Origin of the sequence: Pseudacidovorax sp. NFM-22 (assembly GCF_021401245.1) — a bacterium.
In the GTDB taxonomy this organism is placed as follows: domain Bacteria; phylum Pseudomonadota; class Gammaproteobacteria; order Burkholderiales; family Burkholderiaceae_C; genus Xenophilus.
Genome location: NZ_JACBFY010000005.1, coordinates 415582 through 427932 on the forward strand (window position 1 = coordinate 415582; position 12351 = coordinate 427932).

Annotated in this window: 12 protein-coding genes; 6 read left to right on the plus strand and 6 right to left on the minus strand. The window is 71.5% G+C overall.

The window, feature by feature from the left end; genetic code table 11:
- Nucleotides 1-27 precede the first annotated feature (27 nt).
- The 5 genes from L0984_RS19495 to L0984_RS19515 form a co-directional block, all read right to left on the minus strand.
- Nucleotides 28-2502, minus strand: coding sequence for a TonB-dependent siderophore receptor (locus tag L0984_RS19495; protein ID WP_234195539.1), 2475 nt, complete (start codon nt 2500-2502; stop codon nt 28-30).
- 123 nt (nt 2503-2625) lie between these two features.
- Nucleotides 2626-3636, minus strand: a complete 1011-nt coding sequence (locus L0984_RS19500; RefSeq protein WP_234195540.1) for a FecR family protein — start codon at nt 3634-3636, stop codon at nt 2626-2628.
- Entirely contained in the window at nt 3633-4163 is a 531-nt protein-coding gene (locus tag L0984_RS19505; RefSeq protein ID WP_234195542.1) for a sigma-70 family RNA polymerase sigma factor, read from the minus strand. The genes L0984_RS19500 and L0984_RS19505 overlap by 4 nt, the downstream gene beginning before the upstream one ends.
- Before the next feature lie 91 nt (nt 4164-4254).
- Nucleotides 4255-4569 carry a carboxymuconolactone decarboxylase family protein gene (locus L0984_RS19510; RefSeq protein WP_234195544.1) on the minus strand — a complete coding sequence of 105 codons (315 nt, stop codon included), beginning with the start codon at nt 4567-4569 and terminating at the stop codon, nt 4255-4257.
- A 97-nt stretch (nt 4570-4666) separates the two neighbouring features.
- Nucleotides 4667-5575, minus strand: coding sequence for a LysR family transcriptional regulator (locus L0984_RS19515; protein WP_234195546.1), 909 nt, complete (start codon nt 5573-5575; stop codon nt 4667-4669).
- 103 nt (nt 5576-5678) lie between these two features.
- Here L0984_RS19515 and L0984_RS19520 point away from each other — a divergent pair, with 103 nt between their 5' ends.
- The 6 genes from L0984_RS19520 to aroQ all read left to right on the plus strand — a co-directional run bounded on the left by L0984_RS19520 (nt 5679) and on the right by aroQ (nt 10170).
- Nucleotides 5679-6608 carry a ketopantoate reductase family protein gene (locus tag L0984_RS19520; protein ID WP_234195548.1) on the plus strand — a complete coding sequence of 310 codons (930 nt, stop codon included), beginning with the start codon at nt 5679-5681 and terminating at the stop codon, nt 6606-6608.
- Between the two features lie 36 nt (nt 6609-6644).
- A complete protein-coding gene (locus L0984_RS19525) occupies nt 6645-7052 on the plus strand; it encodes a VOC family protein (RefSeq protein ID WP_234195550.1) in 408 nt (135 codons plus the stop codon).
- Between the two features lie 28 nt (nt 7053-7080).
- Complete coding sequence (locus L0984_RS19530; protein ID WP_234195552.1) at nt 7081-7560, plus strand: MaoC family dehydratase; 480 nt, start codon at nt 7081-7083, stop codon at nt 7558-7560.
- A complete protein-coding gene (locus L0984_RS19535; RefSeq protein ID WP_234195553.1) occupies nt 7557-8810 on the plus strand; it encodes a CaiB/BaiF CoA transferase family protein in 1254 nt (417 codons plus the stop codon). Before L0984_RS19530 ends, L0984_RS19535 begins: the two co-directional genes overlap by 4 nt.
- A gap of 62 nt (nt 8811-8872) precedes the next feature.
- A complete protein-coding gene (gene aroE, locus L0984_RS19540; protein ID WP_234195556.1) occupies nt 8873-9694 on the plus strand; it encodes a shikimate dehydrogenase in 822 nt (273 codons plus the stop codon).
- 26 nt (nt 9695-9720) lie between these two features.
- Entirely contained in the window at nt 9721-10170 is a 450-nt protein-coding gene (gene aroQ / locus L0984_RS19545) for a type II 3-dehydroquinate dehydratase (RefSeq protein WP_234195558.1), read from the plus strand.
- 11 nt (nt 10171-10181) lie between these two features.
- Here the strand turns inward: aroQ and L0984_RS19550 are convergent, their stop codons facing one another.
- Nucleotides 10182-12350: a 3-hydroxyacyl-CoA dehydrogenase NAD-binding domain-containing protein gene (locus L0984_RS19550; protein WP_234195560.1), complete on the minus strand. Its 2169-nt coding sequence runs from the start codon at nt 12348-12350 to the stop codon at nt 10182-10184.
- Nucleotide 12351 lies beyond the last annotated feature (1 nt).

The following is a 12351-nucleotide window of genomic DNA, read 5'->3' on the forward strand; positions in this document are numbered from 1 at the left end:
CACGGGCACGCGGCGGACCGCGGCCGATCAGAAGCGGGCTTCGACGCCCAGCCGCAGCTGCCGCGGTGCGCCCCAGTAGCTGTTGCCCGTGGTGTTGTAGTAGCGCTTGTCGAAAGCGTTGAACACGTTGAGCGTGGCACTGAGCTGCGGCGTGAAGGGGTACTTCAGCATCAGGTCCACCACCGCATAGGCGGACTGCTCGAAGCGCTGGTTGCGCGCCGGCCCGAGGTCGTCGGTGTAGATCCCGCTCTGCCAGCGCACCGCGCCCCCAACGGTCAGGCCGTTGCCCACGCCGGCCATGCGCCAGCTGGTGGCCAGCTTGAAGTTGTTCTGCGCCACGTGGGTCAGCAGGCGCTGGCCCTCGCGGTCGCGCGTCATGTTGCGCGAAAAGCCGGCCGACAGCTGCCAGCCCGGGCGCAGCTCGCCGCTGGCTTCCAGCTCGAAGCCGCGCGTGCGGGTGCCCGACACGGCGCGGTAGGCCTGCGAGCCGTCGGGCGCAAAGGTGTTGGGAATGGAGACGGCCAGGTTGTCCTGCTTGCTCTCATAGACGGCCGCGCTCAGGTTGAGCCGGTCGTCGAGCACGCTGCCCTTGATGCCCAGCTCACGGCTGGCGCCGGTCTGCGGATCGATCTGGTCGTCCGTGGGCGTCTTGTAATCCTGCGGCTTGAAGATGTCGGTGTAGCTGGCGTAGGCCGTCCAGTCACGGGCGAAGTCCCACGTGACGGCGGCATAGGGCGTGACCACGCCGCGCTCGCGCCGGTCGGTGGCGGTGAGGCTTGCGCCGGTCCAGCTCTGGCTGCGCTGCTGGCGCCGCCAGTCGGTCACGCGGGCGCCGAGCAGCACCGCCACGCCATCCAGTGGCTCGAAACGCACCGTGCCGTAGGCGCTGTTGAGGCGCTCGTCCGAGTCGTCGGTGCCCACCTGCGGGTTGTAGGGTTCCAGTGGCGAGAGGCCGTTCCACAGGTAGATGTTGGGGATCGCCGGATCCCAGCCGGCATGCCGCCAGTTGGTGTAGGCCGGCGCGAAGTAGGCGGTACGCACGGCCGTCGCGCCGAACACCAGATCGTGCTGGCGCCCCAGCAGGTTGAAGCGACCGTTGACCTGCACGTCGGCCGCGTCCTGCCGCGGCGTGGCGGCCCAGCGCCCGGCCCACAGGCCCACGCCCGCGCCGGTCAGCCGGTCCGGATCGCCGTTGGACGCATAGCCGATCACCTCGTCGTAGGCGTTGAAGCTGCGCGCCACGGTGGCCTTGAGCGACCAGTCCGGCGAGAAATGGTGCTCCACCCCCCCGAAGAGGCTGCTGTATTCGCGGTGCGAGGTTGCCCAGGGCGGCGCGGCCGAGGCCGACACGTCCCACACGGCGCGGCTGCCGTCGCTGAAGTAGGCCGGCAGGCCGCCGCGGGCGTGCCCGGTCGCATCGAAGCGCTGCCACGACAGGCCGGCATGCAGCAGGGTGTCGGGCCCGACATCGGCCTCGAGCACGCCATAGAACACGTCCTTCTTCTCGTGCAGCCGGTCGATGTACGACGCGTTGTCCTGCTTGGCGGCGACCAGGCGCCCGCGCAGCGTGCCGGCCGCATTGAGCGGGCCCGAGACGTCGAGCTCGCCGCGGCGGTGGGACCACGACCCCAGCTCGCCGCGCACGCTGGCCTGGAAAGTGGCGGTGGGCCGCTTGCGCACCAGGTTGATGGCTGCGCCCGGCGAGCCGATGCCATTGAGCAGGCCGCTGGCGCCGCGCAGCACCTCCACGCGGTCGACCAGGGCGGTGTCGAAGGTCTGGAAGATGTCGGTGTAGTTGGAGTCCACCAGCTGCACGCCGTCCACCAGGTAGTTGTCGACCTGGAAGCCGCGCGCATAGATGGGCGAGCTGTCGCTGCCGGCATTGCCGGCCTGCGCGAGCGTGAGGCCCGGCGTCTGCTGGACCACATCGGTGAGCTGGGTGAGGCCCTGGTCGTCCAGACGCTGGCGGGTGATGACGCTGATGGACTGGGGGGTCTCGCGCGGCGCCAGCGGCAGGCGCGTGGCCAGGCTGGTGCTGCGCGCGATGTACGCACCGGTGCCTTCGGTGGTGGCGCTGCCATCCGCCTCGGCGCTGACCGTGATGGTGGCCAGCGTGGGCGCCGCGCCGGTCGCGGCTGGGCCGGCCTGGCCGGCCGGCGGTGCGGCAGGCGCCAGCACATAGCCGCCCGCGGCGGGCAGGGCTCGCAGGCCGGTGCCGCGCAGCAGCAGGGCAAAGCCTTCCTCCACGCCGTGGCGGCCGCGCAGCCCATCGCTGCGCAGGCCCGCCACGCGGGACGCATCCACCGACAGGCCGACCCCGGCCTGCTGCGCGAATCGCACCAGTGCCTGGTCGAGCGGGCCGGCCGGGATGTCGAACGGCGCCACCGCGGTGGACGGGGCGGGCTGCGCCCAGGCGGCGGCGGGCAGCCCCACGAGGCAGGCCAGGGCCAGGGCGGCGGCCACGGCGGTGGGGCGAAGGGCGGCGGGATGCGCGACGGTCATGATGGGCGGGAGGTCTTGGCGTAAAGAAGCGGTGTTCACTTCCCTTGACGGCCCGGCCCGCACATCCGGAACCGCCTTCGCCGAAAAAAGCCCCGGTACCCGGGCGCGGCCGGGGCCGGGACCTCAATCGGCCGTGCCCACCTGCACCCACCACGCCGTCACGCGGTGCACCTTCAGTTGCGGGAAGCTCGCCTGCAGCAACGCGAGCGCGCGGTCGGTGTCGTCCAGCGGCAGCACCGCACTGACGCGCAGCGCCGACAGCGCCGATGCGTCGTAGCCCAGGCGCCCGGCCCGGTGGCGGCCGAGCTCCTCCAGGACCTGCGTCAGCGGCATGTCCACCACGGCCCATTCGTGCCGCGACCACGCGCGCGCCAGCGCGGCCGGCTCGATGCCAGGCAGCCGCTGGACGGCGTCGGGCCGGATGCGCACCTGTTCGCCCGCATGGACACGAACGGCCTCTTCCAGCGGCCGGGCCAGCGCCTGGTCGGGCCGCACGGCGGTGACCGACTCGATCATCGCCAGCCGGGTCGCGTCCGCCTCGCGGCGCACCACGAACCGGGTGCCCAGGGCGCGGATCTCGCCGTCACGGGTGCGGACCTCGAAGGGCCGCGCGGCGTCGGGGGCCACGTCGACCAGCACGTCGCCCCGCAGCAGCCGCACCTGGCGACGGCCGCGGTCGAAGTGCAGGTCGACGGCACTGCCGCCGGCCAGGGTGAGCAGGCTGCCGTCGGGCAGGCGCTGCGTGTGCCATTCGCCGGGCGCCGTGCGCAGGTCGGCCGCAAGGCTCTGGGGCCACTCGCTGCGCCACAGCGGCGCTGCCACCAGCGCGGCCAGGAGCACGCCCATGACGCCGGTGGCCAATGCGCGGCGCCGGCGTGTTCCGCGGCCGGCGGCCGCCTCGCCGGCACGCAGCGCCGCCCGCGCGCCGGCCGCATGGCCGTGGCGCAGGGACTGCATGCCGCCCAGCAGGCGCTCCATGGGCGCGGCCGCCGCGGCGTGCCGGGGATCGGCGGCCTTCCAGGCTTCGAAGGCAAGGCGGGCCCGCTCGCGCTCGTGCGGGTCGGTGGCCGTCAGCGCCACCAGCCAGTCGGCGGCCTGCTCCTGCGCGCTGCCGTCGGCGGGCTGGGCCCTCATGCGGCTTCGACGGCCACCTGCACGAGCACCTGGGCCAGGTACTTGCGCACCATGCGGTCGGACACGCCCAGCTGCGCGGCCACCGCCTCGTGCGTCAGGCCGTCCAGGTGGTGCAGCAGGAAGGCCGCACGTGCCCGCGGCGCCACGGCGTCGAGCACCCGCGCCAGCGTCTGCAGGGTGCGCAGGGCGTCGAGCGCCTCCTCCGGCGAGGGGTAGGCCTGGTCATGCTCGGCGCGTGCCTGCATCTCGGCCAGCCAGGCACGTTCGATGGCGTCGTGCCGCGCCCGGTCCACCAGCAGCCGCTGGGCCGTCGTGCGCAGGTAGGCGCGGGGTTCACGCAGCAGCGGCAGCGCGGCGCGCGCGCCCAGCAAGCGCATGAAGGTGTCGTGCGCCACGTCGGCCGCGTGTTCCGAACAGCCCAGCCGGCGCAGCAGCCAGCTGCGCAGCCAGAGGTGATGGTCGCGGTAGAGCAGGCCGATGTCCTGCGCCGGTTGGGCGGGCACTGCCGCCATGGAAGCCGTGGACATCGTGTCCCTCGCACCCTCGTCGTTCTACATCATTCAAATGATAATTGTTTTTATTTGGAACGACGGGGAAGGACATGCTCCGCCGCAGGGATCAGGCGGACGGCGCGTCGTACGCCGCCAGGGCCGCCGGGAGCGACGCAATGACGGTGGCGCCCGCAGCCGGCAGCCCGATCAGCACGGCGCTGGCCACTTCCTGCCGCGTGGCACCCAGGTCGCGCGCGGCCTGCGCATGGAAGGGCACGCCCGCCGTGTTGCCGGTCGCGGCCAGCACCGCGAGGTAGCTCAGTGCCTGCGTCTTGGCGTCGAGGCTGCTGGCGGCGCCCAGCGCCTGGGCGGCCTGCGACCAGGCCGCGGCTTGGGCCGGCGCTTCCTTCATGAACAGGGCGAAGGCTGTCGAAACACTCATGGGCGGCTCCTTGCCGGTGTCGCCCCGGATCGAGGCGGCGCGATTGTCCGGCGCCGATGCCGGCCCGCGCGTGATGCAGCGCAGACGCAGACGCGCCCTACCCCGCCTTCAGGAACAGCTCCGCGCACACGCCCCGCAGCCAGCGGTTGCCCGCATCCTGGTGGAAGCGCGCATGCCAGTGCTGCCGCACCGGGAAGGCAGGGATGGGCACCGGGCAGGGCAGCACCCGCAGACCGCCCAGCGCCGCCAGCGTCTCGCCGATGTGCCGCGGCAGGGTGGCGATCAGGTCGGTGGTCGAGAGGATGGCCGGCAGCCCCAGGAAGCCCGGGATGCTCAGCACCACGCGTCGCTCGATCTGCAGTCGCCGCACGGTGGCGTCGAGCAGCGCAGCGCCGGTGCCCTGCACGATGCCGGCGTGCGCCTCGCGGCGGTAGTCCTCGAGCCCGAAGGCGGCAGGATGGATCCGGGGGTGGTCCGGATGGACCAGGCAGACCCAGTCCTGGTCGTAGAGCGTCTGCTGGTAGAAGCCCGCGTCCAGCGCCGGGATGAAGCCCAGGGCCAGGTCCGCGGCGCCCGACTCCAGCTCGGCCGCCATGCCCGCGTGGATGGCCGCGGCCTCCAGCGCGATGCCCGGCGCCAGCGCCCGCACATGCGAGAACAGCCGGGGCAGCAGCGTGATGTGGCTGGCGTCGGTCATGAAGATGCGAAAGCGCCGCTGCATGGTGGCCGGGTCGAAGGCCGCGGGCACCTCGGCGATGGTGCGCAGGCCGGCCAGCACGCTGCGCACGGTGCCGATCAGCGCCTCGGTGCGCGGCGTGGGCAGCATGCCCTGGGCCGTGCGCACGAACAGCGGATCGCCCAGCTGCTCGCGCAGGCGGGCCAGCCACAGGCTCACCGTGGGCTGGCTCTGCCCCAGCTGGTCGGCCGCGCGGGTGACGCTGCCGGTGGCGTAGAGCAGGTCGATCAGCTGCAGCTGCCGGCCGTCCAGCAGTTGAAGCTCGCTCATCGAGCACCTCCATGTGAAAACGACATGGAGTGTATTTGGCCCATGCGATTTACTGGATGGAGGTCGCGCCGAAGAATGCCGGCCAGTTCCAGGAGACTTCCTTTTGAAGATCGCAGTTCTCGGCGCCGGCGCACTCGGCTGCGCCATCGGCGGCACGCTGGCCACGGCCGGCAACGACGTGGTGCTCATCAACCGCAACGCGGCCCATGTCGATGCCATCCGCACCCATGGCTTGCGGCTGCGCGGGCCCGAGGGCGAACGCCGCGTGGCCGTGCAGGCCGAGACGGACTGCCGCGCACTCGCCCCGGTCGACCTGGTGATCGTGCTGGTCAAGTCCTTCCACACGCAGGCCGCCATCGCCGCCGCGACGCCGCTCATCGGGCCGCAGACGCTGGTGCTGTCGCTGCAGAACGGCCTGGGCCACGAGGACGTCCTAGCCGAGGCCGTGGGCCGCGAGCGCGTGATCGCCGGCAAGACCTACGTGGGCGGCGTGATGCTGGCGCCCGGCCAGGTGCAGGCCGGCGTGGCCGGCAAGGAAACGCTGATCGGCGAGCTCGACGGCAGCGACAGCCCGCGCGTGCGCCGCATCGCCGACATCTTCGAGGCCGCCGGCCTGCGCACCACGGTCAGCACCACGATCATGGGGACGATCTGGGACAAGCTGCTCATCAACGTCGCCACCGGTGCCGTGAGCGGCATCACCGGCCTGGGCTACGGCCCGCTCTACGCCATCCCCGAGATCGAGGCCACCGCCCTGGCCGCGGTGCAGGAGGCCATGGACGTGGCCCGCGCCAGCGGCGTGGCGCTGTCGTACACCGACCCCAGAGCTGCCTGGACCAAGGCCGCCGCCGGCCTGCCCGCGGACTTCAAGACCTCGATGCTGCAGAGCCTGGAGAAGGGCTCGATCACCGAGATCGACTTCATCAACGGGGCCGTGGTCCGCTGGGGCCAGCGCTGCGGCGTGCCCACGCCGGTCAACGCCACGCTGGTGGCCTGCATCAAGGGCATCGAGCATGCCCGCCACTGCCGCTGACCCTGCCCGGCCGACCTCATTCCACGGAGACACGACATGCCCCCCTTCACCCCGCCCACCACCGCCTATGTCGAGCACGTCGCCATCCGCGTGCGCGACATCCACTGGCACATCCGCTTCTTCCACGAAGTGCTCGGCATGGACGTGCGCGAGATCGACGGCCCCACCGACGACCCACGCCAGTACTGGACGCTCGGCGGCCTGCAGCTGATGGCCACGCCCGACTTCGAGGCCGCGCCCAGCAACGACGCCGGCTGGCTGGCCCACCTGGGCGTGATGGTGGACGACCTGGAAGCCGCGCTGGCCGCCGCCGAACCCTGGGGCGTGAAGCCGCTGCCGCAGGGCCGCAACTGGCTGCAGCTGCCCGACGGCCTGGCCGTCGAGCTGATCCAGGCCGCGCCCGGCAGCGTGGCCCAGGCCCTGGCCGTGAAGCCGCGCGGCTGAACTCTTTCGATTCCGGAGACGAACACCCATGAAACTGACCCCGCCCCCGCAGCACTTCTCGACGCCCGAGAAGTACTGGGACGACGCCCGCGAAGGCGACACCTGCACCAGCCCCGAGTACGAGGTGACCGAGGCCCGCATCAATGCCTATGCCGAGCTGACCGGCGACTACACGCCGGTGCACATCGACGAGGACTACGCCAAGACCACGCCCTTCGGCACCCGCGTGGCGCACGGCCTGTTTGGTCTCTCGATCGCCGACGGCCTGAAGACCCGCAGCGAATACCGCTTCCTGCCCGGCATGTCGCTGGGCTGGACCTGGGACTTCCTGCTGCCCATCAAGATCAACGACCGGCTGCATGTGCGCTTCACCGTCACCGGCCTGCGCGCCTCGAAGAGCCGGCCGGGCTGGGGCATCGTCATCCTGCCCTCGGAGCTGGTCAACCAGCATGGCGAGGTCGTGCACAAGGGCGAGCATCGCCTGATGATTCCGCGGAGGCCTGCATGAGCGCGGCGCCCGAGAACACCCAGCCGCTGCCGCTGGCCGGCATCCGCGTCATCGACTACTCGCACTTCCTGGCCGGCCCCTACGTGGGCCGCTGTATGGCAGGCCTGGGCGCCGAGGTCATCAAGGTGGAGCGCCCCGGCAGCGGCGACGCCGGCCGCCACCATGCCTTCTTCGTGGGCGAGGACGATGCCTATTCCGGCTACTTCCTGCAGCTCAACATGGGCAAGCAGGGCCTGTCGGTCAACACCAAGGACCCGCGCGGCAAGGCGCTGATGCACAAGCTCGTGGACAGCGCCGACGTGTTCATCGAGAACTACCGCCCCGGCGCGCTCGACAAGCTGGGCCTGGGCTATGCCGAGCTGAGCGCGCGCAACCCGGGTCTGGTGTATTGCTCCATCTCCGCCTACGGCCACACCGGGCCCGACGCGCACCGCGCCGGCTTCGGCCTGATCGCCGAGGCCAAGAGCGGCATCATGCAGATGGTGGGCACGCCGGGCGAGGCACCGCCACTGCTGCGCATCTCGCTGGGCGACATGTACACCGGCATCCACGCGGTGGCGGCCATCAATGCCGCCCTGCTGGGCCGCACCCGCACGGGCCGGGGCCAGCACATCGACATGGCCCTGTACGACACGCTGGTCTCCATGCATGAATACGCGGTGCAGTGCTACACGCTGTCGGGCGGCCAGGTGCTGCCCGAGCAGACGGGGCACGACATGCCCACGTCCACGCTCTACGGCGTGTTCCGCGCGGCCGACGGCGACCTGGTGATCGCCGCGCAGGTGGACGATGCGTGGAAGCGCTTCGCCGCGCTGGTGGAGACCCATGGCGGCCCGGCCGGCTTCGGTGCGGATGCACGCTTCCACACCTCTACGGGCCGCAATGCGAACCGGCTGGAGATCCTGGCCGTGGTCAAGCCCTGGGTGGCGTCGCGCCGCGTGGCCGAGGTGCTGGCGCTGCTGGACGGCATCGACGTGCCCTGCGCCAAGGTGCAGCGCATCGACGAGGTGCTGGCCGATCCGCAGATCCAGGCCCGCGGCATGGTGGTGGAGCAGGAGCATCCGGTGCTCGGCAAGATCCGTCTGCCCAACCTGCCCTTCAAGTTCTCGGACTGCGACACCACCATCCGCCAGGTCGCGCCCGACCTGGGCCAGCACAACGCCGAGATCGCCGCCGCGCTGGGCTTCAGCGCCGAGGAGATCGCGGCCATGCAGGCCGACGGCGTGCTCTACACCCAGGAGATGAAGTGATGAGTGCCCGCACGGCCGTTCCGAAGGGCGCTCGCACCGCAGGCGAAGCCGGAGGTAATTCAATGCACGACCAGTACGCCGTCATCGGCAACCCCATCGGCCACACCAAGTCGCCGCTCATCCACGGCATGTTCGCCGAGGCCACGGGCCAGGACCTGGTCTACGCCGCCATCGAAGGTCGCCTGGGCCAGTTCGCCGAGGATGCGCAGGCCTTCCGCGCGGCGGGCGGCCGCGGCATGAACGTCACGGCGCCCTTCAAGCTCGATGCCTTTGCCTTCGCCACTGAGCGCTCCGCGCGGGCCAGCCTGGCCGGCGCCGTCAACGCCTTGAAGTTCGACGGCGAGCGCGTGCTGGCCGAGAACTTCGACGGCGTGGGACTGACCCGCGACGTGGTCGACAACCTGGGCTGCGCGATGCGCGGCAAGCGCGTGCTGATCCTAGGTGCAGGCGGCGCCACGCGCGGCGCGCTGCTGCCCTTCCTGGAGCAAGGCCCGGCCGAACTGGTGATCGCGAACCGCACGGTCGACAAGGCCACCGCCCTCGCCGCCGAGCTGCGCGCCCACGGCCCGGTGCGCGGTTGCGGCTACCATGACCTGGACGGCCAGCGCTTCGACCTCGTCTTCAACGCCACCTCGGCCAGCCTGCGCGGCGAACTGCCACCGGTCCCGGCGACGGTGTTCACGGCGGAGGGCCTGGCCTACGAGCTGGCCTATGGCAAGGGCCTGACGCCCTTCCTGCGCATGGCGCAGCAGACGGGCGTGAAGCGCCTGGCCGACGGCGTGGGCATGCTGGTGGAGCAGGCCGCCGAGGCCTTCGACTGGTGGCGCGGCGTGCGGCCCGACACCGCCGCGGTCATCGCCCGGCTGACCGTACCGCTGCGCTGAGTGCAGGACAAGCAGGAGACAGCGCGATGAAGTTCCTCATGCTGCACGGCATCAACCACAACATGTTCGGCAAGCGCGACCCGAAGCAATACGGCACGACCACGCTGGCGCAGATCGACGGCGAGCTGCAGGCGCTGGGGGGCGAGTTGGGCGTGGCGGTAGAGTCCTTCCAGACCAACTACGAAGGCGCGATGGTCGAGCGCATCCACCAGGCCTACTTCGACGGCGTGGACGGCGTGATGCTCAACGCAGGCGCCTGGACGCACTACAGCTACGGCATCCGCGATGCGCTGGCCATCCTGACCTGTCCCATCGTGGAACTGCACATGTCCAACATCCATGCGCGCGAGGCCTTCCGGCACCACTCGGTGTTCGCGGACATCGTGCAGGGGCAGATCGCGGGCTTCGGGGTGGACAGCTATCGACTCGCGTTGCGCACGGCGGTGAGCCACGCGCGGGCCCGCGCACAGGCCTGAGCCCGCGGCCGTCAGGCGAGTGCCGACATGGGTGGATGGAAGCGCGCGTCCTGCCGGGCGCGCTCGACCAGCCAGGCCGAGGGCCGGTAGCGCTCGCCGTGCAGCCGTGCCAGTTCCTCGGCCTGCGCGACGAACTGCGGCAGCCCCACCGTCTCGATGTACGAGAGCACCCCGCCCGTCCAGGCCGGGTAGCCGATGCCGAAAATCGAGCCGACGTCCGCGTCCGCCGGGTCCATGACCACGCCCTCCTCCATGCAACGCGCGCCCTCCAGCGCCTGGATGGTGAGGAAGCGGCGCTTGAGGGTCTCGACCGGTGGCTGCTGCGCCGCCACCGGCCAGTGTTCGGCCAGGCCCGGCCACAGGAACTTGCGGCCGCCTTCCGGGTACTCGTAGAAGCCGGCGCCAGCAGCCTTGCCTCGGCGGCCCAGCTGCTCGACCATCTTGCGCGTGGCATTGATCGACAGCGCCGGCTCGTGCGGCGGATGCACGCCGTCCGCCAGCCACTGGGCGTGGACCTTGAGCGTGATCTCGAGCGAGACCTCGTCCACCACCGCCAGCGGCCCCACCGGCATGCCGGCCTGGCGCGCGGCGTTCTCGATCAGGGCTGGCGCCACGCCCTCCTGCAACATGGCGATGCCCTCCTTGATGAAGGTGCCGAAGACGCGGCTGGTGAAGAAGCCGCGGCGATCGTTGACGACGATGGGCGTCTTGCGCAACTGCGCCGCCAGGTCCAGCGCACGGGCCAGCGTCTGCGGGCTCGTCTGCTCGCCCACGATCAACTCGACCAGTGGCATGCGTTCGACCGGCGAGAAGAAATGGACCCCGATGAAGTCCTCGGGCCGCGCAAAGGCCTGCGCCAGCCCGGTGATCGGCAGCGTGGAGGTGTTGCTGCCGAAGACGGCCGTGGCCGGCATCGCCGTGCAGGCCTTGCGCGTCACTTCGGCCTTGACCTCCCGGTTCTCGAACACGGCCTCGATCACGAAGTCGCAGCCGGACAATGCAGCAGGGTCGACGGCGGGGTGGATGCGCGCGAGCACGGCATCGGCCTGCTCGCGCGTGGTCCTGCCGCGCGCCACGGCCTGCTCGAGCTGACGGACGGCATGGGCCTTGCCCCGCTCGGCCTGGGCCTGCGTGCTGTCGATCAGCACCACGTCGATGCCCACACCGGCCGCCACATGCGCGATGCCGGCGCCCATCATCCCCGCCCCCAGCACGCCCAGCCGCGCGACCTTGGACGGTGGCACGCCGGCGGGCCGGCTGACCAGCTTGTCGATGCGCCCCTTGTTGACGAAGAGCGTGCGCATCAGGTTGCGCGCAACCGGGTCGGCCAGCAGGCGTCCGAAGTATTTGCGTTCGATGCGCAGACCCACATCCAGCGGCAGCTGCGTGCCCTCGTAGACGCAGGACAGGATGGCCAGCGGGGCCGGCATGTTGCGCTGCGTCTGGCCTGCCAGCAGCGTGGTGCCGGCAGTGAAGCTGCGGCTCGCATGCGGCGCCGTCGGGCCGGCACCGCCGGGAAGGCGGAAGCCCTTGGCGTCCCAGGGTTGCACGGCCTCGGGCTTCTGCAGCAGCCAGCGCCGGGCCGCGGCCACGGTTTCGCCGGCCGGAGCCAGCTCGTGCACGATGCCCAGCTTGAGCGCCTCGGCAGCCTTCACGTGGCGGCCGGTGAGCAGCAGGCCCAGCGCCTTCTCGATGCCGATCAGGCGCGGCAGCCGCTGCGTGCCACCGCCGGCCGGCAGCAGGCCGATGCCCACTTCGGGCAGGCCCGCCACCGTCTTGGGCGTGTCGGTCATCACACGGCGGTGGCAGGCCAGCGCCAGCTCGAAGCCACCGCCCAGGGCCGGGCCCTCGATGGCCGCCGCAAAGGGCTTGCCGCAGGTCTCGATGCGGCGGGCCACCTGGCTGAAGGCCTCGCCCAGCGCCGCGCCCTGCGTGGCTGGCACCGGTCCCGCGTCGAGCAGGGCCAGCAGGCCCTTGATGTCGGCACCGGCCACGAAGGCGCCCGGCTTGCCGGAGGTGATGATGGCGCCGGCGATGCCGGGCGTCGCCGCCACCTGCTCGACCGCCGCGGCCAGATCGGCCACCAGCTCCGGCGTCAGCACGTTCATCGGCCGGCCGGGCAAGTCGATGCGGATCAGGGCGATGCCGTCGTCGCCCATGTGCAGTTCCAGGGTGTTCATG